The organism is Anaerobacillus sp. QJM3NY_32, assembly GCF_056173645.1.
This window is the reverse complement of record NZ_CM149684.1, coordinates 1256647-1279383: the sequence shown is the minus strand read 5'-3', so window position 1 is coordinate 1279383 and position 22737 is coordinate 1256647. Positions and strand designations below refer to the sequence as shown.

At 40.4% G+C, this 22737-nt stretch carries 25 protein-coding genes; 12 read left to right on the top strand and 13 right to left on the bottom strand.

The features are described 5' to 3' along the window. Nucleotides 1-315: 315 nt before the first annotated feature. From AC0VYH_RS06905 to AC0VYH_RS06875, 7 genes are all read left to right on the top strand, one after another. Nucleotides 316-684: a YwqH-like family protein gene (locus AC0VYH_RS06905; RefSeq protein ID WP_475368717.1), complete on the top strand. Its 369-nt coding sequence runs from the start codon at nt 316-318 to the stop codon at nt 682-684. Next, nucleotides 681-959 carry a DUF5344 family protein gene (locus AC0VYH_RS06900; RefSeq protein WP_283152569.1) on the top strand — a complete coding sequence of 93 codons (279 nt, stop codon included), beginning with the start codon at nt 681-683 and terminating at the stop codon, nt 957-959. The genes AC0VYH_RS06905 and AC0VYH_RS06900 overlap by 4 nt, the downstream gene beginning before the upstream one ends. Nucleotides 960-974: 15 nt before the next feature. Further along, nucleotides 975-2495 carry a T7SS effector LXG polymorphic toxin gene (locus tag AC0VYH_RS06895; RefSeq protein WP_475368716.1) on the top strand — a complete coding sequence of 507 codons (1521 nt, stop codon included), beginning with the start codon at nt 975-977 and terminating at the stop codon, nt 2493-2495. 26 nt (nt 2496-2521) lie between these two features. Beyond that, the gene (locus AC0VYH_RS06890; protein WP_283152571.1) at nt 2522-2866 is read left to right on the top strand and encodes a hypothetical protein; all 345 of its coding nucleotides are present in this window, start codon (nt 2522-2524) and stop codon (nt 2864-2866) included. Nucleotides 2867-3294: 428 nt separating this feature from the next. Then, complete coding sequence (locus AC0VYH_RS06885) at nt 3295-4104, top strand: hypothetical protein (protein ID WP_475368715.1); 810 nt, start codon at nt 3295-3297, stop codon at nt 4102-4104. A gap of 193 nt (nt 4105-4297) precedes the next feature. Beyond that, nucleotides 4298-4984: a GntR family transcriptional regulator gene (locus AC0VYH_RS06880; protein WP_475368714.1), complete on the top strand. Its 687-nt coding sequence runs from the start codon at nt 4298-4300 to the stop codon at nt 4982-4984. 1 nt (nt 4985) lies between these two features. Further along, entirely contained in the window at nt 4986-5603 is a 618-nt protein-coding gene (locus AC0VYH_RS06875; protein WP_475368713.1) for a sterol desaturase family protein, read from the top strand. 62 nt (nt 5604-5665) lie between these two features. Here the strand turns inward: AC0VYH_RS06875 and AC0VYH_RS06870 are convergent, their stop codons facing one another. Then, the gene (locus tag AC0VYH_RS06870; protein ID WP_475368712.1) at nt 5666-5938 is read right to left on the bottom strand and encodes a hypothetical protein; all 273 of its coding nucleotides are present in this window, start codon (nt 5936-5938) and stop codon (nt 5666-5668) included. A gap of 127 nt (nt 5939-6065) precedes the next feature. Further along, nucleotides 6066-6842, bottom strand: coding sequence for a DUF2628 domain-containing protein (locus tag AC0VYH_RS06865; RefSeq protein WP_475373540.1), 777 nt, complete (start codon nt 6840-6842; stop codon nt 6066-6068). Nucleotides 6843-7017: 175 nt separating this feature from the next. Here AC0VYH_RS06865 and AC0VYH_RS06860 point away from each other — a divergent pair, with 175 nt between their 5' ends. The 4 genes from AC0VYH_RS06860 to AC0VYH_RS06845 all read left to right on the top strand — a co-directional run bounded on the left by AC0VYH_RS06860 (nt 7018) and on the right by AC0VYH_RS06845 (nt 11504). Continuing rightward, a complete protein-coding gene (locus tag AC0VYH_RS06860; protein ID WP_475373539.1) occupies nt 7018-7701 on the top strand; it encodes a response regulator in 684 nt (227 codons plus the stop codon). Then, entirely contained in the window at nt 7698-8702 is a 1005-nt protein-coding gene (locus tag AC0VYH_RS06855; RefSeq protein WP_475373538.1) for an ATP-binding protein, read from the top strand. Before AC0VYH_RS06860 ends, AC0VYH_RS06855 begins: the two co-directional genes overlap by 4 nt. A gap of 101 nt (nt 8703-8803) precedes the next feature. Continuing rightward, nucleotides 8804-9568 (top strand): ABC transporter ATP-binding protein, encoded by a 765-nt coding sequence (locus tag AC0VYH_RS06850; RefSeq protein WP_475373537.1) that lies wholly within the window; start codon nt 8804-8806, stop codon nt 9566-9568. Next, nucleotides 9558-11504, top strand: coding sequence for an FtsX-like permease family protein (locus tag AC0VYH_RS06845; protein WP_475373536.1), 1947 nt, complete (start codon nt 9558-9560; stop codon nt 11502-11504). The genes AC0VYH_RS06850 and AC0VYH_RS06845 overlap by 11 nt, the downstream gene beginning before the upstream one ends. Before the next feature lie 63 nt (nt 11505-11567). Here the strand turns inward: AC0VYH_RS06845 and AC0VYH_RS06840 are convergent, their stop codons facing one another. The 9 genes from AC0VYH_RS06840 to AC0VYH_RS06800 all read right to left on the bottom strand — a co-directional run bounded on the left by AC0VYH_RS06840 (nt 11568) and on the right by AC0VYH_RS06800 (nt 19851). Further along, entirely contained in the window at nt 11568-12362 is a 795-nt protein-coding gene (locus tag AC0VYH_RS06840) for a hypothetical protein (RefSeq protein WP_475373535.1), read from the bottom strand. A gap of 136 nt (nt 12363-12498) precedes the next feature. Then, nucleotides 12499-13845, bottom strand: coding sequence for a GH1 family beta-glucosidase (locus AC0VYH_RS06835; RefSeq protein WP_475373534.1), 1347 nt, complete (start codon nt 13843-13845; stop codon nt 12499-12501). A 28-nt stretch (nt 13846-13873) separates the two neighbouring features. Next, on the bottom strand, nt 13874-14890 hold the full coding sequence (locus AC0VYH_RS06830) for a LacI family DNA-binding transcriptional regulator (RefSeq protein ID WP_475373533.1): 1017 nt from the start codon (nt 14888-14890) through the stop codon (nt 13874-13876). A gap of 88 nt (nt 14891-14978) precedes the next feature. Then, nucleotides 14979-15821: a carbohydrate ABC transporter permease gene (locus AC0VYH_RS06825; RefSeq protein ID WP_226612072.1), complete on the bottom strand. Its 843-nt coding sequence runs from the start codon at nt 15819-15821 to the stop codon at nt 14979-14981. Further along, nucleotides 15821-16759 carry a carbohydrate ABC transporter permease gene (locus AC0VYH_RS06820; protein WP_226612502.1) on the bottom strand — a complete coding sequence of 313 codons (939 nt, stop codon included), beginning with the start codon at nt 16757-16759 and terminating at the stop codon, nt 15821-15823. Before AC0VYH_RS06820 ends, AC0VYH_RS06825 begins: the two co-directional genes overlap by 1 nt. Nucleotides 16760-16840: 81 nt before the next feature. After that, nucleotides 16841-18127, bottom strand: a complete 1287-nt coding sequence (locus AC0VYH_RS06815) for an ABC transporter substrate-binding protein (protein ID WP_475373781.1) — start codon at nt 18125-18127, stop codon at nt 16841-16843. Nucleotides 18128-18411: 284 nt separating this feature from the next. Beyond that, nucleotides 18412-18642 (bottom strand): hypothetical protein, encoded by a 231-nt coding sequence (locus AC0VYH_RS06810; protein WP_475373532.1) that lies wholly within the window; start codon nt 18640-18642, stop codon nt 18412-18414. Between the two features lie 36 nt (nt 18643-18678). Further along, a complete protein-coding gene (locus AC0VYH_RS06805; protein WP_475366954.1) occupies nt 18679-19122 on the bottom strand; it encodes a hypothetical protein in 444 nt (147 codons plus the stop codon). 36 nt (nt 19123-19158) lie between these two features. After that, the gene (locus AC0VYH_RS06800) at nt 19159-19851 is read right to left on the bottom strand and encodes a copper homeostasis protein CutC (protein WP_475373531.1); all 693 of its coding nucleotides are present in this window, start codon (nt 19849-19851) and stop codon (nt 19159-19161) included. A gap of 224 nt (nt 19852-20075) precedes the next feature. Between AC0VYH_RS06800 and AC0VYH_RS06795 the strand changes: the two genes are divergently transcribed. Beyond that, a complete protein-coding gene (locus AC0VYH_RS06795) occupies nt 20076-20213 on the top strand; it encodes a hypothetical protein (protein WP_475366952.1) in 138 nt (45 codons plus the stop codon). A gap of 77 nt (nt 20214-20290) precedes the next feature. Here AC0VYH_RS06795 and AC0VYH_RS06790 read toward each other — a convergent pair whose 3' ends face one another. Together AC0VYH_RS06790 and AC0VYH_RS06785 are read right to left on the bottom strand one after the other, a co-directional pair. Continuing rightward, the gene (locus AC0VYH_RS06790) at nt 20291-21013 is read right to left on the bottom strand and encodes a DUF421 domain-containing protein (protein WP_475373530.1); all 723 of its coding nucleotides are present in this window, start codon (nt 21011-21013) and stop codon (nt 20291-20293) included. 301 nt (nt 21014-21314) lie between these two features. Then, the gene (locus AC0VYH_RS06785; protein ID WP_475373529.1) at nt 21315-22676 is read right to left on the bottom strand and encodes a DUF2254 domain-containing protein; all 1362 of its coding nucleotides are present in this window, start codon (nt 22674-22676) and stop codon (nt 21315-21317) included. Nucleotides 22677-22737: the final 61 nt, after the last annotated feature.

Genomic DNA, 22737 nt, shown 5'->3' with positions numbered 1-22737 from the left:
CAGAGTCTACTCCGTACTTTCCCGATAAACGAACACCCTAACCATTTAACATCTAACTCCTTTTCATAATCAAACCTGTTAGTGAAGGCTACGTAAACTCTATGAAGCTATAAAAAACCACCTAGTAACACTATTACCATTTTTTACAAAAATATGGTTAAATAGAAGTGAAAACAGGGTATAGGTACAAGTACCCCGTACGTCAGTCTCACGAACAGGTAGAACAACCTATTTACCAGAACCCTTCCATTTGGTACCATATACTACTGCTTGAGTATGATTTTTCTTATCAACCATACAAAGGGGATAGCGCAAATGTCCTATTTATTTCAATTGCAATCAGACCTAACTGAAAAAAGGGAACAGTTAGCCCGATTGGAAACATGTACTAGAAAGCTTGATAGTATACAGGATGAATTTATACATAATCGACACCTGGTTGACGATCCTGAATTGACCCCTTCCACCTGGCACGGTACGTTAGCAGATTCTTTTAAGAATATCCGTGAAGACAAGAAAGAAGCTTATAACGATATATCGATTTCTCAACTTAATTCAGTCCTATCAACATTAGAAGACAAAATAACGAGACTGCGTATAGAAATAGGAATGGTAGAATCAAGTATTTCCCACGAAAAACTACGGCTTAAAAACGAAGAAAAAGAAAGGACATCCGTTCAATGAGTAAAGAGATACGAATCAAATATGGTGAAGTAGAACAATCCATTTCAAGAATTGAAAAAACACTGCATTCCCTTAAAACAGAAGTACCACATAACCTTGCAACAGAAAATAGATTAGACGTTGTTGATCGAATGAATCAACTGAACCAGCTCCTAACTGAAATAGGTAACTCTTACAAAGAAGTTCTTGTGGCAAATAATGAATCTGTCCGCAAAGCTCTATCAGATATGGAAAATACTGATCAACAACTATCTTCGTCCATTAAATTGCGATAGGAGGCATATGAGTTTATGAAAGTCTTAGATGCTGAGTCTTTTCAATCTGATATCAATCATTTAGAAAAAGCATTATCAACTCAAAATGATCAACTTCAAAGTCTAATGGATAATATAAAAGAGTTCGCTAACTTAGATGATGCGTTTGGTGGTAAGGGTGGTGAATCAGTCCGTTCTTTTTATCAAGACTTCCACTTTTTACTTCTTGAAGCCTTTTCCTATGCTCTAGAGAGTTACTCAAATGCCCTTACGCAAATAAAAGATGCTGAACTGACTCTTGAGTCTTCCGAAAAAGGTTTCATAAGACAAGACTTCATCGAAAATGATTTAACCAACGGATTGAACAAAGCGAATAACAATACATCACAACTAGTTACTGAAACAAACGCAATTATTGGCGGCGTAAGCGATATTATTTATGCTCCAAAGTTAGATGATGATCGTTTCCATAGTACATACCTAAAAGCATTAAAAGAATCTGATCAAACCGTTGAAGATTTAATGAAATTCGATCAAGCTCAAACGAAAGCATTAGACAATGTTGAGAAAGATTTGCATACTATTAAAGCATTTATTGAAGACGTTCGGGAGATGTTTAATGGCGGGAGTATAAACATCAATAGTTATTCTGACAAACAGTTAGATAACTTATCAAGCTACAATAGTCTCCAATCCCAACTAACAAATCAAAAGTTAGCAAGCTATGGTAATATGTTTACGTCTCCATTTGATTACATCAATAAGCAAATGAGCTTTGGAGATAACTTGTTAGTCGGTTATCAAACTTTAGCATCTGCAACAACACTTTTAGTATCAAGAAAATTAGATATTCATTATTTCGGTAGCAAACCAACTATTTGGAATAGAATAAAAGGAAACTATGAATTCAGTGTAAAAACAGATCCCTCTTGGACAAGTAGAGGAGGCCATAGTTCACCTCTTGCAAAAAAAATCTTAGATTTTTCAAGAGCCTCTTCTCCTACAAATCCATTCATGAAACCGATGCATAAATTTGTATCTTCATATGATAGTCCAGCACACCTTTATAAGCATGTTGCAGGCTTTCCTAAGAATTTTAATAAATTAAGTGGGTCAGATTTATTAAAAGGAACCGTAGATCGAATGAAAACCGGGACTAAAGATATTTTAGCAAACACTGCAAGTGCAAAAGGCTTTAGTGGAGCTGCTAAAGGGATTTCAATTGTAGGTTTAGGAATTTCTGTAGTATCTAATTTAGGTGAATTTTCTGCTCCTGAAAATGCAAATAAGAGTGTTGCAGAAAAGGCTGGAAGAGCATTTTTCGGATTTGGCACTGATTTTGTTGCTATTGGTGTTGGCACTAAGGTCGGTGCAACTATTGGAAGCGTTGGAGGACCAGTTGGTATTGTGGTTGGAGGTGCAATTGGCGGATTAGTAGGTGGTATTGTTAGTTCGAAATATGGTGATAAAATAAAAGATTTAGGAGAAGAGATAGGAGAAAGTGTTGATGGTATGATAAACAAAGTTGGAAAATCTGTTACAAGTTGGTTTAATTAATAAACATATTTAAGAAGGTGAACGTTTTGGGATTTACCATCAGAGAATTTATTGAAATAGCGAGAATATTAATCTTGTACCTATTAGGGATACAATTTATGTTTGGACTGGGTGTTCTTTTACTTGAAAGAATAATGATTAATACATATGTTTTTGATATAGACAGAAAATCAAGTAATTTTCTAGAGAAAACATTAAATATTATATCCATGTCAGTAACAGGTTCTGCTTATTTTATTTACAAAAAAGTAGCACATTACAATTGGTTTTTAAGAAAAACCTTCTTTGCAATTGCACTCTTTGTTCAAGGGGTTTTATCTATTGTTATTTATCAAATTATATATAGATCGATGAAAGCAGTATTCTTATAACACTAAGCAGATTCAGTTTAATATGTTACAGCTTGATCATTTGATTAATAAAAATGGAGCAAAAAATGGGATTTACAATGAATGAGTTTATAGAAATTATCAGAATTTTATTATTCTATATATTAGGGATACAAGTTATGTATGGGGTCACTATTCTATTACTCGAAAGAACTATGGTGAATTTTTACTTATCTACCCTTGTCCAAAACCCTAGTAATATAATTCATAAAGCAATGAATTTTTCTATGAAAATAACGATCGGTTCTGGTTATTATTGGTATTCAAAATCCGCAAAATATAATTGGTTCCTAAGAAAAATCTACCTATTGTCAGCTTTGATAATTCAAATCATATTATCTATCATTGTGTATCAAGTTATCTACCGATCTTTAAAAGCCATCTTTTTATGAAAAATTGGAGGTATATAAATGAACCACCTACTAACCTGCACAACAGAAGAGCTAGCCCTTATGGTTAGTGCGATTGGCCATCAAAGTGTTGCTAAAGGAATAGCGGAGTCGGCAATCGGTGAAAAGTCTGAAAAAGAATGGATTGCTATTTTAGAAGCAACTAGTAAACAACTAATTTTAAAGCAAATGTGGGATGAAGAACGAGAGGCAAAAGGAGAAAATCCTCTTACGAAAGAAACAACTGATTTTCTTACGAAGTACGTCGCTTCTAAACGGATGATTCGTTGTTCAAACGCTCCACAAAAAGCTGTTTTAATGCTCCATCATTATGAAGGAGACGAATGGCTCTCCCATATTATTGATCGGGATATCATTCATGAGTTTTCTCTGATCTCTTCCGAAGAGATTTCAGATCATATGAAAGCATTTTACGGCATTACATTCGAAAACTATGAAAAAGTAGAGCCGTTTTCTCTTAGCGATCGATCATTTGATCTGTTAAGTAATCCTAACAAAATAGATAAAGTAAGAAAGAAATCTAAATTCACACCATCAGAAGAAACTAGTTTTAACTGTTTCACAGAGGACCTTAAACAATTCGACTGGACTCTATTCAACATCTCCAACTTTAACATCGTGACACCTGAAGAAGAAATTTATCTAGAAAATATCATTTTCTTCCTCCCTTCATCAAAAGGCGTTTGGATTAGTGAATATACAGAAGACCCTAAGAAACCCGTTTATATTTATTTGGCTGATCAAGAACAGTGGGAAAACACTCTCAAGGATATAGGGGCGTATGCCTCTTATCAAATGGAAAATAGTTGACAACTTCCCTTTCTATCGAATACCTCTTTTGATAAACTCTACAAAAATTTCATTTGTAGAGTTTTTTTGTATTCTATCATTAATTACAAAACAGAATTTTCAAACAAAAACCCACATATTCCCTTTCCCTTATATTATAATGGTATTACCAACAAAAACTCTGGTCTTACCAGAATCGAGGTGATCACACTCAATGAAAGAACGATCGTCCGAAAAAATCACTAAACAGCTCATACACTCTATTTTAGAACAAGAATGGGCGACTAACGATCCGCTCCCTCCTGAACGAGAACTCGCTACCCACTATCAAGTAGGTCGCCCTACCATTCGTGAAGCCTTACAGAGACTAGAGCGTGATGGATGGATAACGATTCGTAAAGGTGCGCCAGCGATTGTAAATGATTACTGGAAGCATGGCAATTTAATGACGATCGTGAACATCCTCCAGCACCACGAAGATATACCTGATGAGTTTATCGTTTACATGCTCGAGCTACGTATTACGTTAACACCTGCTTATGTCCGGGATGCTCTTCTTCATCACAGACTCCAAATCATTTCGCTTTTCATCCCACTTGAAGAGCTAACAGACGATCCGAAATCATACGCTAATTTTGATTGGAGTCTACAGAAAAACATTGCTGAGCTCTCACATAATCCCATCTTTCTTCTAATCCTTAATAGTTTTCAAGACATCTATGGCAAAATGGCTGAAAAGTACTTTCTAGACCCTTCTCATCGTCAAGCATCAAAGCACTATTATGAGCAGTTTCTCGAAGCTACGTTAAAAGGAGATCTTGATCACGCAGAGTCTCTGACGAAAGAGATGATGTCTACGAGCCTGGAACTCTGGAAAACGAAAATGAACGGGGGCATATAACTTGAAAGCAAAAGGATTGTATCGTGATTTTTTCTTCCACCTTGATATCTTGATCATGTTTATCCTATTTCTCATCGTTCTTGGCTTCTTACTGACAATGACCCTCTCTCACCTTGTCCCAGTGTTTATAATCATTGGGATTGTCACCTATATGTTTAGTGAATACCTCACACACCGCTTTTTGTTTCACATTAAAACACCTAACAATCCATTACTTCTTAAGCTTATTAAACGGTTGCACTACGACCATCACAAAATGCCGAATGATCTCAAATTATTATTTCTACCGATCTGGTATAGCTTTCCGAATTTGCTGCTCCTTTGTTTGATCTTCTATGTCCTGTCTGGATCTCTACTGCTCTCACTTTCCTTTAGCACAGGATTGCTCGCTATGTTCTTCGTCTACGAATGGAAACATTACATTGCCCATCGACCGTTTAAGCCCAAAACAAGGTTTGGGCAGTGGATCAAGAAAACGCACATTTTGCATCATTATAAAAACGAAAATTATTGGTACGGTGTTTCTACTCCGTTCGTTGATGTACTGTTTGGCACATTAAAAAATGAAAAGGATGTACAAATGAGTCAGACGGCGAAGGATTTAGAGCAGCGTCCGTAGCAAAATCTCAAAAAGGGACTGACATTCTCATGTCAGCCCCTTTTTCTATGGATTATTCATTCTTATTGTTGACGCAATGTTTGACCACACGTCGTTAAGTCATGAGTGATCTGCTGGAGAATTTGCTCCCCCTCAAGACTTCCTGCTGTAGTTTGTTGAAGCTTCCGCTGGCACTCTCTGGCGACTTGCTCTGCTCGAATTAATTCTTCTTCAAATCGTTGCGCTAACGCCAGTTCTCCTCGTTGCCTCGCATCTATCAACTGCTGACGAATGGTTTCAATATCTCCGCATGCCTGATGGGCTTCTCGTAACACTTGCTGGTTTATTTCATCCATAATACCCACTCCTTTAATCATCCGGTTTTTTTCTTATTATTGATTAAAAGAGGAGAAATATGTAAATGAAAAAGACAAATGTACGCGAAGGGGGGTCAGGTACGCACCTGACCCCTCTCTCTTCCCTCTATTCCATTTTCGCCTCAATCTCTTCTTTAATTTCCATTGCTTCTTCATCCTCAGGTTCTAATCCAATGTATGTATTCATCTCACTTAACGCTTTTTCAAATTCTCCTTGCTCTTCATATAGAAGCGCCTTGTTAAAGTGAATAGATGGCACAGGTAAGTTGTCATTTTCGATGTCATTGTAAATGCCCATCGCTTCATCTAATTTACCTGAATCCTGTAATTCAGCAGCTTCTGTAAATTTAGGTTCCATGTAGGAATAGTAAACTTCCTCTTCTAGAGCCGCACTTCCAAAACCGTAGATCATCATGACGACCACAAATAGAAGCGCATATAACCAGCTCACGCCTCCACGCTTTTTAATCACGGCAAGACGCTCATCACGATCGGGATAAAGGTCTTTCAGCTTCTTTACTTTGCTTAACGCAAAATCAAAATAGAGCTTATTTCCAAACAGAGCCAAAACAATATAAGCAGGTGCTATCGTTGAACCGGGTAGTGCTTTCTTAAAAAACACAATCGATAAAACGTCCACTATGACGATAATACCGAGGAACAAGTATCCAAATACGTTCATTTTACGGTATGTAAACCAAAACAAGCTTAAGAAAAATGCTGCCCAGTTCCACGAAATAGGTGACTTCTTAGTCGATAACTTTTCCCACTTCTTTTTATAAATTTTATCCCTTTTACCCGTAAATACCAGCATCTCTTCACGTGTTTCTTCATCAAGCTCTGTCCACTTAATGTCATTCTTATTTCGATTGAACCAACTCATCGTACTCCCCCAATTCCTATTTTCATGCTTTTTAAGGATACGCTAGTCGTGAGTGCCTGTCACCACCCGGTTTTTGTTCTTTTTTGTCGAATCGATCATTTTCATTTCTATTATTTTTATTTACCATTTATTTGCTATAATCGACATAGATGACGAAGCAAAGTGTGGTGATTCAATGTTTAAGATTCTATTAATTGAAGATGATACATCCCTATTCCACGAAATCAAAGAGCGCCTCGAGCAATGGTCATATGAGGTCTATGGCATTAGCGATTTTAGTGAGGTGATGCAAACATTTTCTACAGTGAAACCTGACCTAACAATTATTGATATACAACTCCCAAAGTTTGACGGCTTTCACTGGTGCAGAATGATTCGTGATCATTCAAATGTTCCGATCATCTTCCTCTCTTCTCGCGATCATCCAACTGATATGGTCATGTCGATGAACCTTGGGGCAGATGATTTTATCCAGAAGCCTTTCCACTTTGATGTTCTAGTTGCAAAAATTCAGGCTATACTCAGGCGCGTATACAATTACAATACTGAGACGAATACACTTAAAACCTGGAACGGTACCACCATTGATTCGGAGCGCAATCGGGTGACGTTTAACGAAAGGGCAATTGAGCTAACAAAAAATGAAATGATCATTCTCCTTATGCTAATTGAACGTAAAAACAAGATTGTTACCCGAGATGAACTGATTAATCGTCTTTGGGACGACCAGCGTTTCGTTAGTGACAATACGCTCACGGTAAATGTAAACCGACTAAGGAAAAAATTAGCGGAGATCGATCTTGCTGACGCTATTCAAACAAAAGTAGGACAGGGCTATTTGGCCTTGGAAACATCATGATGTGGAGATTTTTAAAGGAACGCCGTAGCTGGATTGCTTTCACTCTTTTCATAGAAGGGGTATTTCTTCTCATTGCATCGATTGATCCGACAATCCCATTCACGTCTGTTTTATATGCTGTCTTTTTAACCCTGCTCATCTTCTTTCTTTTTCTACTATTACGTTTCGTGAAGGAAACGAAATTCTACAAAGAGCTGGAAGACCGGGATAACAACCATGATCTAACAAGTATTCCACAGGCCACCACCCCTTTTGAAAAAGTGGTAGAGCATGTCACGACAGATCAAATCGAGCAGCTTAGAAACGAAAGCAATCATATGAAACACCAGCTCGAAGTAGAGAAAGATGATCTTGTCGCCTGGATTCATGAAGTGAAAACGCCGCTTACAGCTCTTCATTTGCTGATTGAACGCGTCCAAGATCGAGAGCTAAATGAGCAGCTTACATATGAATGGCTTCGCATCCACTTTCTTCTTGATCAGCAGCTTCACCAGAAGCGGATGCCAGCGATTGAAAATGATCTGTATATCGAATGGGTTGACCTCCAAAAGATTCTGGTCAACGAAATTTCTCCACTACGTACATGGTGCAAACAGCGACGAATTGGCTTTGATCTTGACTTGCCTGTCAGTGAAATACTTAGCGACACCAAGTGGCTCTCCTTTATGCTTCGTCAACTACTGACAAACGCTGTTAAGTACAGCGAAAACAGTGACATCCGTATCACAAGCGGCAGGAATGGAAAAAAACCTTTCCTTACCATTGAGGACAAGGGACGCGGGATTATGAATCGTGATCTTCCTCGCATTTTTGAGAAAGGATTTACGTCGACTTCCAATCATCATGATTCAGCAGCATCTGGAATAGGCCTTTATCTCGTAAAAAAAGCTGCAGACTATCTGAAGATTACCATCGAGGTCGATTCAGAGCCCGGGAGCGGTACAGCTTTCACTCTTACCTTTCCGGAACTTAATGACTTTGAACAAATTCGAGGCATGTGACAACAATGTCACATGCCTTCTCTTATTGTTCGGCGAATCGAGGGAAAGAGTTGCGCCTCCTTTTTATAATGAAACTATCACTTAAACATTGGAGGAATTGGATGACCACCGTACTTGAAGCAAGTAAAATTCAAAAAAGCTATGGAAATAAGTTTTTGAAGCAAGAAGTATTAATGGGTATCGACGTTTCGATCGAACGCGGGGAATTTATAAGCATTATGGGGGCATCTGGGTCTGGAAAAACAACACTACTAAACGTGCTTTCATCCATCGATCGTGTGAGTGGCGGATCGATTAAAATTGAAGGAAAAGAAATGACAAAGCAAAAAGAAAAGCAGCTCGCTGAATTTCGAAAACGACATCTTGGCTTTATTTTTCAAGAATATAATCTGCTTGATACGTTAACCGTGAAAGAGAATGTCCTGCTTCCCCTTTCGATTGCGAAAGTTTCTAAACAAGAGGCTACTGCAGCTTTTGAGGCTCTTGCAGGTGAGCTTGGCATTCATGATCTCCAGGATAAATACCCAAATGAACTATCAGGAGGACAAAAGCAGCGTACTTCTGCCGCTCGAGCCTTCGTTCATAACCCAAGCATTATCTTCGCCGATGAGCCTACTGGAGCACTCGATTCAAAGTCAGCTTCCGATCTTCTGAATAAGCTAAGCGACTTAAACGAAACGCGCGAAGCCACGATTGCAATGGTTACGCATGATCCCGTTGCAGCTAGCTATAGCAGTCGCGTCATCTTTATACGCGACGGCCGCATCTATACACAGCTCAATAAAGGGACGGAATCACGCCAATCGTTTCTAAAAGACATCATGAAGACTCAAGGCGTGCTCGGTGGTGTGCAGTATGAGCATTAATCACATAATTCTGAAGAACTTAAAGAAGAACATGAAAAACTATTATTTGTACGTCTTTGCCCTGATCTTTAGTGTCGGACTCTACTTTTCCTTCGTCACTCTTCAATATGACCCGGGTGTCGACAACATGGAAACTTCAGCTAAAATGACAGCCGCCATCCGAGCGGCTTCAATCATGCTTGTCGTGATCGTAACCGTTTTTCTCATATACGCAAACAGCATTTTTATTAAACAACGCGGAAAAGAAATCGGACTCTTTCAATTAATTGGCATGACAAAAGGTCGCATCTTCCGAATCTTAACCGTAGAAAATTTACTCATTTATATTGGCTCTATGAGTTTAGGTATTTTTGTCGGATTTGCATTTTCCAAGCTGATCCAAATGATCCTCTTCAAAGCTACTGGCATTGATGGAGTGGCAAGTCTGAACTTTTCCTCTGCTGCCCTGCTGCAAACAGTGATTGTTTTCTTCGCCATTTTCGGTATCATTTTGATAACGAACTGGATCTTTATTAAAGCACAAAGTATTCTCTCTCTGTTCCACGTGACCTCTAAATCTGAAGAACGGATAAAGAACATTTCCATTCGAGAAGTCATCATGGGTGTGCTTGGACTCATTCTGATTATGGCAGGTTATTACGTATCGAGCAGGCTGTTTGATGGCGATTTTTCAGCCATGAACGAACTTCTCTTTGCCATGGCCTTTATTCTCGGATCCGTTATTTTGGGAACTTACCTTTTCTACAAAGGATCCATTCGATTCGTCGCCAACCTAATTCGGAAGCGTAAAGAAGGCTATCTGAACATTAATGATGTACTTTCTCTATCATCAATCATGTTTCGAATGAAATCCAACTCGCTTCTGCTTACAATTATTACGACTGTATCAGCACTCGCGATCGCTCTTTCTTCACTTAGCTATATTTCGTATTACTCAGCAGAAAAAACATCGAAACAAAACATTCCGGACCATTTCTCCCTTGCCGAGGAACAAAATGCGGCTATATTTGAAAAGGAATTGAAGGCTAGAGGCTATGATTTCACGACCAAAGAAATGGAAGTTCTTCAAGCGACCGTTTTGACAGAAGAAATCCTTACTAAACAACAGTCCGGGACGGCTTTTGATGCATCCGAAATGGTGTTACCTGTCATTAGTGATCAAACACTTGAAGAAATAGATGTGTCTTCTAATGAAGCGGTTTTTACCGGATTTAGCAAAATTCTTGAATCCGTCATTCGTTTTGATAACGCTGGCGTCATTCAAATTGAAGGAAAAGAGAAGGTAATAGCTCAAGATTATCTTGGATTGAAAAGTGACTACATCCTCCCGTATTCTTATTCTGATGGTGGACTACCTACGGTTGTAGTGGATGAAACGACCTTTGCTTCTCTTCAAAAAGATATGGATGAAGAAATACAAGATGAGCCTTTAACCTATTTTGGATATAACCTTGTAAATCAGTCAACGTTACCAGAAGCAACTGAGCTATTTCAGTCACTTTCCTTCGAACAGGACCAGGGGAACAGCTCTCAATATCAATCCTTTCAAGAGCAAAAGGAAAACATGGGTCTTATCATGTTTATCGTAGGATTTCTAGGACTTACCTTCCTGATCACGTCAGGATGTATCCTCTACTTTAAACAAATGAATGAAGGAGAAGAAGAACGTCCGAATTATACTGTTCTCAGAAAACTCGGTTTCACACAAGCGGATCTCTCACGTGGCATCCGCGGCAAGCAGCTTGTTAACTTCGGCATCCCCCTTGTTGTTGGACTTCTTCACGGCTACTTTGCCGTTCGTTCCGGCTGGTTCTTCTTTGGAACCGAATTGTATACGCCAATGCTGATCGTTATGGGAATCTATACATTGCTTTATTCAATCTTCGGCGGGTTATCAGTCGCTTACTATAAAAAAGTTATACGTGAAGCACTATAAGAGAAAAGCGGATGGTGCCAGGCACCACCCGCTTTATGTCATAATTTGTCGCTCCCAATTACCTCACCTCAACCAAAGCCCTCTCGCCACTTCATCCGAAAGTTCAAACCTATTAATAAAGTAATCCTGAAGGCGCCCTTTTTCTCCGCCTTCTACCCACTTGCGATATAAGCGAATAAGCTCACGTACGTCGCCTTCACAGTAACCATCAATTAGCTCAGCAACTGTAGTCGTACTTCTCCAATAATCATAAAACGCAGCCGAATATGAGAAGTCGTCTCCACCTCGATAGCCCGCTTCTCCAAATGCGTCTAGCGTGTATTCACCGTACTCTTCTTTATGAGCGTCAATTAACAGCCGCTCCACCTTCATCACTTTTTCAAATCGCTCTTCTGTCAATAAGAGCTTCCGAGGTAAGTAGAAGCAAATGCCTTCTTCGAACCACATATCATTCGCATTCTCTTCTTCCCAATCATCGAATTCTGAATGGAAGAAGTCAGCGTGGTGCGTGAATTCATGGGCAACAAGCTCTGCTACATCGACCATTTCAAGGTTTTCATAATAATCCGCTGCCTCTTTCACATCTTTTACCGTGGATAGATAAATATCTTTCCACGTGTCTCGTAATGGGGTTAAGTGGATCAAGTCTCTCGAAGTGTAGGCGGGCAATGGAATCGTCGAATACAGCTTTGTGGCTGATTCTAAATCGTGGAAAACAATCCCTCTTGGCGGCTCCTCAACGGTCGTAATTTCTTGCAGCGCACTCTCATATGTATCAAGAAATGCTAATAGCTGTAGTCCGCTCTTTTCAATCTCATTTGTTTTTGTTGTATCTGTTACCGATACGGCATAGTTCATATACAATCCCTCCGTCTTGCTATTTCGATTTCTCTTAAGGGTCCTCCTCTTTTTTTCCATCATCCGACTAATATAGAGTATGAGACTCTACGGTAAATCAAAATCCCCCCACCGCCACACGGTGAGGGGAACTATCCTACTCCATATCAAACCAACCATTATCAATCGTCTGCTTGTACCAATAATAGCTATCCTTCTTCGTTCGTTCTAGCGTACGGAAATTAACGTGGACGAGCCCGAAGCGTTTATCATAGCCTTCTGCCCACTCGAAGTTATCAAGCAGAGACCATGTTAAGTAGCCTTTAATGTTCACGCCTGCTTCTATACTCCGACTTAATGAGGTAAGATGCTGCTTTAAATACTCGATCCGGCGCTCATCTTTAACTTGACCATCTTCAACGCCGTCGTTATAGCAGGCACCGTTTTCGGTAATGTAGATCGGAACATCACCATATTGATCCTTTAATTTGCTAAGGACCTTATAGAAGCCTTCTCCGTATACGTTCCAGCCAATATCCGTTTTATCATAGCCGATATCGATTTTCTCTAAATCAAATAATTCCTCGTTTTCTTTATACCTTCCGACGCTTCCTGTGTAGTAATTGATCCCAACAAAGTCGATAGGCTGACTAATAACGTCAAGGTCGCCATCTTCAAGCGTAAGGGAAACTCCTTTTTTCTCAAACCAGTTCAGCATAAATTCCGGGTAGCGTCCTTTAAAGACTGGATCAAAGAACCATTCGATAAACCAACCCATTCCACGATTGCAGGCGTCAATGTCCTCCTGCTTATTGCTGTATGGCTCATTCCATTCGAGGTTTGGGGCATACCCGATGTTACCTTCCATTTCTAACTCTCTGAATCTCGTAACCGCTTTTCCGTGTGCTAATAGAAGATGATGTGAAATAGTAGTCGCAAGCTGGAGATCCTGATTGCCTGGTGCGTGAACGCCGATGAAGTTTGATAGGAAAGACACGCACCATGGTTCATTGATCGTAATCCAGTGCTTTATTTTCCCATTAAATTCGTTAAACATAAGCTCAGCATAATCAGCAAACGCATCCGTCGTTTCTCTGCTTGCCCATCCACCGTTGTCCTGAAGGGCCTGCGGCAAATCCCAGTGATAAAGTGTACACATAGGTTCAATGCCATGATCTAGTAGGGCGTCAACAAAACGATGGTAATACTGAAGACCTTCTTCATTGACGTTCCCTGTGCCATTCGGAAAAATACGCGGCCAGGAGACGGAGAAGCGATACATTTCAATGCCTAGCTCCTTCATCAATGCAATATCTTCTTCATAACGGTGGTAGCTATCACAAGCGACATCTCCGTTATCTCCGTTCTTCACATTTCCAGGCGTATGCGAAAAGGTGTCCCAAATCGATTGGCCTCGTCCACCTTCATCTACGGCCCCTTCGATTTGATAGGCTGCGGTTGCCGCGCCCCACTTCATATCATTTGGAAATTGTATAATTGCCATTGTCTTCCCTCCATTATCACGTCAGTCGTTATACTTTACTTCCACAAGATTCTCTCACGATCAATTCTGAATCAATAAAAACAGGTTTCAATTCTGTTTTACCATTTGTTAAATCATGAAGCCTATGAGCAGCAAGCTTACCGAGCAGCTCTTTATTCTGCCTTACAGTCGTGAGCTGCGGAGCACTGTAGCGACAGGCATCGATATCATCACACCCGACTAGGCGGATATCTTCAGGAACTGAGAGTCCTGCTTCTTTAATCGCTCTAAGCGCACCAAAGGCCATCATGTCGGAAGCCGCAAATACCGCCTCAGGTCTAGCTTCTCCCTGGAGGATTCGATTCATTGCTTCGTAACCGCTCTCTTCATGAAAATCACCGTACTGAATCCACTCTTTTCTCACTTCTAGACCAAATTGATTCATCGATTGTAGGAACCCTTTTTCTCGCAAGTTAGAAATCGCAGAATCTGATCCCCCACCGATGAAAGCAATATCTTTTACCGAATTAAGATACAGATGCTGAATCACTTTCGTAGACAAGTTAATGTTGTCTGTCATCACATAGCTTGAGCTTGGGCCATTGAGCTCTAGATCGATGCCCATACACGGGATGTCGCTTTCCACTAGCTCATAAATGGCATCCTCAATTTCCTCACCTGTGATGATCAAACAGCCATCCACATGAAAATGCCTGCACCTTGCAAGGTAGCTTCCATTATCCTGATAAAACTGTTCATTCGAGAACATTAAGATGTCATATCCTAGTAACCCAACTGTTTTCTTAAAAGCTGTTACCACTTCCATAAAGAAAGGATGTGTAAAATCAACGTTCACTCGGCCAGCATAGATCAGGCCAATGAGATTCGATTTTTTTGTCGCTAGCGCCTTAGCTGAAAAGCTTGGCTGAAAGCCTGTTTCTTCGATTACTTTAAGAACCTTTTTCTTCGTTCCTTCACTAATGCCACCGTAATTGTTAATAATTTTCGAAACGGTCGCTCTTGATACTCCTGCCATTTGTGCAATATCTTTAATCGTTAGGCTCATCGCTATCCCTTCTGAGATCATAATAGAATTTATACTGATAGCTTACTAAGAAACGCTATGTGAAGCAATTTCTATATCGGCTGAGCCTCTATTTTACTGATCCTTCTGTAATACTCGAAATAAATAGGCGGTTAAACAGTAAGAAAATAATGAGCAATGGAATCGTTGCCCAGAACACGCCTGAGAGAATCATTCCGAAATCAATATTAAACGTGTTACTTAAGGAAGCTAATGCAACCTGGATTGTATAATTCTCCGGGTCCCTTAAGACCGTAAATTGCCATAAGAATTCTCCCCACACCGCTGTAAACACAATGATGCCGAGCGTTGCAAAAGCCGGAAGAATAATCGGGACAACGATGCTTCGATAAATTTTAAAGTTCGAACAGCCATCGAGCTTCGCTGCCTCAATCAGCTCATCGGGTACCGATTCGCTCACATATTGTCTCATGAGGAAGATGCCGAGCGGATTAAGGAAGAACACAACCATAACCCCAGCAAGCGTATCGAGAAGGCCAGCTTTCGATACGAGAAAATACTGTGGAATCAGTCCCAATTGTGGGGGAATGATCATCGTTAATAAAATCGCAATAAACAATCCGTTCTTGCCCGGGAATTTAAATTTCGCGAACGCAAATCCTGCTAGCGAGCTGATAAAGAGCACAACTAGCGTAACGATGGAACAAATAAGAAAGGAGTTCCACATCGCTTGAAAGAAATCAATTTGATTCAGGACTTTCTGGAAGTTCTCGACTAGCATGCCGCCTGGCGTGATCGTAGGCGGGATTGAATTATAAGCTGCACTCGGACGTGTTGCCATCACAAACATCCAGTAGAATGGGAATAAGGATAAGAGTGACGCGAGTCCTAGAAACAGATAGATGAGCACTTTACTGAAAGAGACTTTTTTTCGTTCCTTTCGATTCGCCATTACCTTACCCCCTTCTTCTTACGGCCATTGCCTGATGTGATGAGCGTATTGATCGTTGCAAAGAAAAGAATGATCACAAGCAGGATAATAGCTGTCGCAGAGGCCGTACCAAAGGATTGAAGCTTAAAGGCATCTCGGTACAAGTACATAACGACCGTTAGTGCTTCGTCTCGTGTAAATGCCCCAGCGCCTAAGAAAATCGTCGGCTCAGAGAAGAGCTGGAGTGCCCCAACCGTTGAGAAGAACACTGTTAAGATGATAAACGGTTTCAGCAAAGGCATCGTAATATAGAGAAGCTGCTGAAACTTATTCGCGCCATCAATCGTTGCGGCTTCATATAAATCATTTGAGATGCTTTGGATCCCCGCTAAGTAAATGATCGTATTGTACCCAACCCAGCGCCAGAACACCATAATGGAAATCGCGATTTTCGTTCCCCATTCAGATGTGGACCAATTCACCGGATCAAATCCGAAGACGCCTAGCATGTAGTTGGCGAGTGATGACTCGTGATTACTAAATAACACACTGAATATAAGGGCGACCGCCACCATCGAGGTGATATACGGCATAAAGATCGTAATTCGAAAGAAATTTTTAAATCGAAGGAATGTAAGATTTAATAGAAACGCCAACACAATGCCGACGACTATTTGTGGCGCCGTGCCCATTAATCCCATGATGATCGTATTGTATACTGACTTCCAAAAAAGAGGATCCTCTAAAACGATCCGAAAATTATCGAGCCCAACAAAGCTCATTGGACTTAATCCGTTCCATTTCTGAAACGCAAGATAAACGCTGAATATAGCGGGATAAAGACCAATCACTCCAAAAATAATGAAAAAAGGCGCTACGTACAAATAGCCTGAAATCATATCCTTTTTCTTTTCAGATCGATATCGTTTCTTCTTAACCCCTCTTTCCTGTCCACTCATTGAAATCACGCTTTCTCCCCACTTCCGGTGATTAAGTAGGATACGGTGGGTTTCCACCATATCCCATCACAAATACTGCTTCTATCGGTCTATTAATTCCTCAGCACGCTTAATCGCAGCTTTCCATTCTTTCTCAGGATCGCCACCTTCTTGAACGTTATGAAGCGCATTTAATACTTCTTGATGAACAGGGAAGTATTTCACGCCTTTGAAGACCGCGCCATCAATATCCTGTGCCGCTTCAGCAAAAACAGTTGATGTTACTTGATCACCAAAGAACTCATCTTCGTTCGTTTTGAACTCTTCCATGTCATAGACAGAAGTAGCGGAAGGGAATAAGCCTTTGCTCTGGAATGATTTCAGCTGATTATCAGGGGATACAAGCCACTCAACAAAGTCATATGCTTCCTGTGGATGATCTGTTTCACTTGGAATGGAAATATAAGAGCCTCCCCAGTTCGCTGCGAATTCAGTTGGAAGTGTTGCCACGCGCCATTTTCCTACCGCGTCAGGGGCATTTCCTTCCATCCATCCCTTCAACCATCCTGCTCCAAGCTCTGCTGCGAATTCACCTTTGTTGACGCCGTTCGCCCATTCAGGTGTCCACATTTCAAGCTTGCCAACAATGCCTGCTTCATCTAACTCAACAGCATAGTCATATGCCTTCTTCACGTCGTTTCCTTCTTCACCTAGCAATAGTTCACCGTCAGGATTTAAGTATGTTTTTTCAGAAGCATCTAAATAAGCGCGATAAGCCATTTCGATACTATCCACGAATGGTTTTCCTGTTTCTTCCTTCAGCTTCATTCCCGCTTCTTTAAATGCTTCAGGGGAATTAATAAGGGATTCTACTTCCGCTGGCTCTGTTGGAAGTCCAGCTTCTTCAAAGAGATCCGTGCGGTAATACAGTGCCTTCGGGCCAATATCCGTCGGTAGACCAATTAGGAAATCGCCTTCTTGATTCGCGCCAGCTTCCCATTTCCAATCTAAGTATTGATCCTGCACATCCTTCGCACCAAGATCATATAAATTCTCAAAACGTCCCTGCGCTTCTTTGAATCGATCCAGTTGATCCACTTCCAAAGCCGCAATATCAGGTGCCCCATTACCAGCAGACAAAGCTGTAAAAAGCGCATCATGATGCTCTGCTGATTCTGCAGATCTCACTTTAATCGTCACGTTCGGATGTTCCTTTTCGTATTCCTTCGCAAGTTCTTCATAATTCGTTGCACCAAATGCCCAGAAATTCAACGTAACCTCTTCATCACCGCCATCGCCAGACGTACTGTCATTTCCATTACAAGCTGCTAAAGAAAATACAAGCAGCGACGCCAGTCCTAACCCCAACCACTTCTTTTTGCTTTTGATTTTCACCGTTACTTCCCCCTCATGCGATTTTTAAAAACGCTTGGAAACCGGTTTCCTAAATGAATAAAAAAATGAACGATTCACATCAAAGTAAAGCGTTTTCATAAACTGATTATAAGATTATATCGTTAGAAAAGCAACATTATTCTAAAAATTTGTAAACCGGTTTCTTGAATGTTTTTAGAATATTGAAACTGAAAGCATCGATGGCGGAATACTGATTGGAACGATAAATCCTTTGCTACAGTTGTTTAGAGAGAAGGTCGCTGTTTACATTGGTAGCGCTAAGTGGTTAATTTAAGTGCAATAAATAAAGCAATAACCATACCTAAATAAAAAACAACATCCCACATTCGTATTGGTTTATAAAAGAAAAAGTAGCTGATAAACAAATAGATAGTATAGCTTAAGAAGCCATATACGATTGAGACTTGAAAAAGGAATGATAGGAAGACTAAAACCACAAGCACCGTCACATTCCATTTTTCTTTCTCTTTCCGTTTTGCGTCATCCATTTGCTCATCACCTTTCTTTGACATGTTGTATTGAGCTTACGAAACTTGGAAAGAAGTACGCGCTAACTTTCCCTTTGCCTTTTCATCAAATTTCCAAAAGACTGAAGCGGTAAAAATCACGGTAAACAGCCAGGGACTCGTACTAATGAAATAACCGAAGTCCGTTACTACTTTTGTAATCGGAAAGATAAACGAGAATAACATCATTCCGAGTCCGACGTGGACAAAATAGGCATATCGCTTCCGGCGATTACTTTCGCGTGTGAGCTCATCAGAGGCGATTGAAATCGCAATTCCTACTACTAACAGGAACGGTAGCAGATAAATAATCATTAAAAAAGCACTACCAATAGCGACAGAAATATCTCCTTCTCCCCCGCTCATTAGATAGATAAGACCCCCTACCGTCGTTAATACAATGCCGAATACCCACGTGATTAGGGCGGTCACCAGGGCTGTTTTGAATTTGCTGAAAAGCATATGTATGAACCCCTTTTTGCATTTAATGAACCACGATTACTTCCTTTTGTTTAGCACCTGTTCAATCGATTTAATCGATTTTTCACTAAAGTGATTTGAAAAATCTTCTCCCACTCTTACGCCTTTACCAAAATGATATTCTTCTGCTTGCACCGCTTGGTGAATGCTCTCAATAGTAGCGAGTGACAGTCCTGATCCTGGCATGATCGTTGGAATACTTTCTTCCGCCGAGTAGCGCACAAGCTCTTGAAGCTGAGAGATCCGTTCTTGCCCTTCCTGATTGGTACCGGATGTAAGAATTCGCTTCACATTTGGGTATTGAGCGAGGGTTTTATACCCTTCTTTTTGAGAAGAGAGTTCTTCGAACGCTCGATGAAGGGTGATGTCGATATCCGGTTGCTGCTGAATGATTGTTTCAAGTAACTCTTCGTCAATGGTATGATCCTTCGTAATTCCTCCGATAACAATCCTCTTGCCTCCGAGTTCACTTAAGATGCGGATATCTTCAAGAATAACCTCTTTCTCCTCATCGCTGTAGCAGTGGTTATATCCGTTTGGACGAATCATCACCTGAACGGGAATCGTAACACTGTTTATTACCGACTTTATCGTTCCATAGCTTGGCGTTAACCCTCCAGCTTCAATACCAGTCACAAGCTCAACTCGACCTGCTCCGAATGCTTCTGCCTCGATCGCTTCTTCTCTGTTCTGTACGATCACTTCGATCATTTCTCCAACTCCTATCTGATTCACTCGATGTTTTTGTATCGTTCTCACTGAAATTAAATGTTCCACTATCATCATAGCTTTTTCCATTTCAGGATGCACGGGTTTTGGCGAATTCGCGAGGTCGCGAGTGCCTGTCACCTCCCGATTCCTGTCATTACTTGTCGATTAAGCTCTATGTATAATTTCGCTCCTATTAGACACTCTAACAACCAGGGGTGATTCAAATGAAACTTAACAAGAAGCAATACGCTAATCAACCTTTTGCTAGTAAGAAATCGTACACGAATGAAGCCGATCTGGCTCCTTCTCAAGATGACCAAGCTGGTCGTCCACTAGAAACCAAATCAAAGCGGAAATCATAAAGAAACTCAGGCCAACGCCTGAGTTTCTTTATGCAGCTTCTATCCAAACCTCTTGTATAAGTCGCCGCTCCCTCTGTTCAGTGTCGAAAAGGCGGAACATGATTTGACGCTTGATCCTTCCTAGAAATAACTAACTCATGCTTTGCATTAACTCCGGCGTAAAATAACGAAGATGCAGCAGGCTCCCCTCTTTTTTCAAGCTGATCCATTAGCCATGCTTCAGTAAGCCCTAAGTGCTGCAGTATATCCTTCTGTACTCGCCCATCCAAAATAACAGGAATCTCAACATCATTGGCCTGCTTATCGATCGCCATATCTTCACGAACAACGCTCTCTTTACTTGGATATAGTTTCACACTAAGTCTTCCATTAGCCTCCACAATGGCAAGCTCGACATCTTCTGTATGGAAAACGTCCTTTTCTCGAAGCATCTGAAGGACATTATCAATCGAATATTGAATCTGCTTCATGTTGTCTTTAAGGAATACTCCATTGTACATCACAACAGTAGGTTCGAACGTAAGAAGCTTTCCTAACTTCTGATGCTTTATCTTTATCCTTGAAATTAACTTCTGTAGCAATCCGATCGCAATCATCGCAATAACCGTGTGAATATGATCAATCTCAGGATCAGCGATATCCGCTCCTACCACAGCGCCAAATACAAGAACGACTAGAAAATCAAATACAGGTAGTTCTCCAATAGATCGCTTCCCCATATAGAGTCCGATGGCGAGCATGAATGGAAGAATCGTTACTATCCGGAAGATAACCTTCAAGGCATCCATCAATATATCCATAAGACCCACCTCTTTTTAACGAATAGCCTCAGTATGGCCAGAAAGTTGGGAAGGCAGTACTTTCAAAATAAATGAGAAAGGACTTACCCGTTTCTACGGATAAGTCCTTTTCTCATTTGTATCCAACAATTTCCTTTACTCAAACAGCTCAGGCAACCAAAGCGTTAGAGATGGAATATAGGTAACAAGCAATACAATCACAATGCCTGCGAAGAAAAACGGCAGGATGTCTTTTATCGTTTTTTCAATACCTACCAGGAAATAAACTACCTTTAACGTGGTTGTTCCTTTTCATGATAGCTTAATTTGAAGAAGGCATCTTAGAAGCACTCTTCGAACTAACCCGCTCCAGCATGTATTCAAGTAGGAACAGATAATCCTTCTCATTACCCGTCTTTTTAGCAAGTACGGATAAAGGCTCTAAAATGTGCAGACAATCATTTTCGTACAGACTGTAGTTATCAAACCCTAAAATCGTCTGGCGGGCAAATTCCCATAGATCTTTGTGTGCTTCCTCATCCATTGTTTTACTTAGCTGGGCAATCATCGTTAAAAGCGCCGTTATAATTGTTGTGTTTTGATTGGCATATTCACGAATGGAAGCAAATCCCTTGTGAAGGTAATAACTAAAATCTTTTTGATTTAAGATAATTCGTAGCTTCTTTTCCTGATCAAAAAGGTAGGGAGAGAAATTCTTTGATTTGCCAATACTATTCAACAAATCAGCAATCTGATGAATGGTATTCGTCACCGTAAGCGGATCATTGTGACCCAAAGCCTTAATAGCTAATTCGGCAAGCTTAATAAGACCATATTCCAGATCTTGAATCTCTGTTTGTTTGACCCCGATTTCAATGGATTTCAAGTAGCGGTCTGGATTCATCACTTGTCCATGTTCCCAATAAGTAAGCAGTGGTGTGCCTGCTATGACGAATTCTCCAATTCTAACATCGAACCTGAGGAGAACGTCGTCTCTATTCGCTTGTTTAATCAACCTTGAAAAGTCAGCGACTTGAAGATAACCAGATTGGTTGGTTTTGATAACTTTTCCATCAGGATCTGAAGGAATATCTTCCTTCTCTACTTCCTTCTCAAGGTGAAAAGGCTTTAATTCTTCTTCAAGAGAAGCCTGCACTAATTTTGACTTAGCATTCATATTGAAACTGATATTATGAACTTGCATCCACGTAGCAGTATGGTTGATGAAATAAATAAACGTTATGGCGGCTGTAATAGCTGTCAGAATGGATAAAACAGGTGTCGCAACTACATACTCCTCTTCTCCGTGCGTCACGTATAAGAAGTTTAAGAGGACGTAAATAAAACTTCCGTTAAAAATACCGAGTACATGCTGCGTCGCTCGGTCACTAACGAAGTTGACAAGCATTTTAGAAGAAAACTGCCCGCTAAACGTCGTCAGGGCAACAAGTAAGGAGTTAAGTGTAAAGGCACTTAGTGTCAGCACCCCTCCTACAAGTGCACTCAATAGAACCTGTAGCGTCTGTCCACTAAAGCCAATTCCAACTGGCAGATACAAGCTAACATCCACAACATAGTCGAGATAATAGGTGAAAATAGATAAACCTACAGCTCCAACAATATACCAAAATGGCATAAACCAAATGGTTGAATTCAATTCACTTTTCCGCTGACGTCTCGACATTTTTAAATATTTCTTTATATAGTAAAAGAACCCCATTTGATCACCATTCTGTTCTTAAGAG

Coding starts and splice junctions, on each gene's coding strand:
- AC0VYH_RS06905 (WP_475368717.1), top strand. CDS start 316: ATGTCCTATTTATTTCAATTGCAATCAGACCTAACTGAAAAAAGGGAA.
- AC0VYH_RS06870 (WP_475368712.1), bottom strand. CDS start 5,938: ATGGATGAAATAAACCAGCAAGTGTTACGAGAAGCCCATCAGGCATGC.
- AC0VYH_RS06835 (WP_475373534.1), bottom strand. CDS start 13,845: ATGGCAATTATACAATTTCCAAATGATATGAAGTGGGGCGCGGCAACC.
- AC0VYH_RS06880 (WP_475368714.1), top strand. CDS start 4,298: ATGAAAGAACGATCGTCCGAAAAAATCACTAAACAGCTCATACACTCT.
- AC0VYH_RS06790 (WP_475373530.1), bottom strand. CDS start 21,013: ATGGATATATTGATGGATGCCTTGAAGGTTATCTTCCGGATAGTAACG.
- AC0VYH_RS06845 (WP_475373536.1), top strand. CDS start 9,558: ATGAGCATTAATCACATAATTCTGAAGAACTTAAAGAAGAACATGAAA.
- AC0VYH_RS06810 (WP_475373532.1), bottom strand. CDS start 18,642: ATGGATGACGCAAAACGGAAAGAGAAAGAAAAATGGAATGTGACGGTG.
- AC0VYH_RS06805 (WP_475366954.1), bottom strand. CDS start 19,122: ATGCTTTTCAGCAAATTCAAAACAGCCCTGGTGACCGCCCTAATCACG.
- AC0VYH_RS06860 (WP_475373539.1), top strand. CDS start 7,018: ATGTTTAAGATTCTATTAATTGAAGATGATACATCCCTATTCCACGAA.
- AC0VYH_RS06830 (WP_475373533.1), bottom strand. CDS start 14,890: ATGAGCCTAACGATTAAAGATATTGCACAAATGGCAGGAGTATCAAGA.
- AC0VYH_RS06795 (WP_475366952.1), top strand. CDS start 20,076: ATGAAACTTAACAAGAAGCAATACGCTAATCAACCTTTTGCTAGTAAG.
- AC0VYH_RS06820 (WP_226612502.1), bottom strand. CDS start 16,759: ATGAGTGGACAGGAAAGAGGGGTTAAGAAGAAACGATATCGATCTGAA.
- AC0VYH_RS06785 (WP_475373529.1), bottom strand. CDS start 22,676: ATGTCGAGACGTCAGCGGAAAAGTGAATTGAATTCAACCATTTGGTTT.
- AC0VYH_RS06895 (WP_475368716.1), top strand. CDS start 975: ATGAAAGTCTTAGATGCTGAGTCTTTTCAATCTGATATCAATCATTTA.
- AC0VYH_RS06800 (WP_475373531.1), bottom strand. CDS start 19,851: ATGATCGAAGTGATCGTACAGAACAGAGAAGAAGCGATCGAGGCAGAA.
- AC0VYH_RS06850 (WP_475373537.1), top strand. CDS start 8,804: ATGACCACCGTACTTGAAGCAAGTAAAATTCAAAAAAGCTATGGAAAT.
- AC0VYH_RS06885 (WP_475368715.1), top strand. CDS start 3,295: ATGAACCACCTACTAACCTGCACAACAGAAGAGCTAGCCCTTATGGTT.
- AC0VYH_RS06840 (WP_475373535.1), bottom strand. CDS start 12,362: ATGAACTATGCCGTATCGGTAACAGATACAACAAAAACAAATGAGATT.
- AC0VYH_RS06865 (WP_475373540.1), bottom strand. CDS start 6,842: ATGAGTTGGTTCAATCGAAATAAGAATGACATTAAGTGGACAGAGCTT.
- AC0VYH_RS06825 (WP_226612072.1), bottom strand. CDS start 15,821: ATGGCGAATCGAAAGGAACGAAAAAAAGTCTCTTTCAGTAAAGTGCTC.
- AC0VYH_RS06900 (WP_283152569.1), top strand. CDS start 681: ATGAGTAAAGAGATACGAATCAAATATGGTGAAGTAGAACAATCCATT.
- AC0VYH_RS06855 (WP_475373538.1), top strand. CDS start 7,698: ATGATGTGGAGATTTTTAAAGGAACGCCGTAGCTGGATTGCTTTCACT.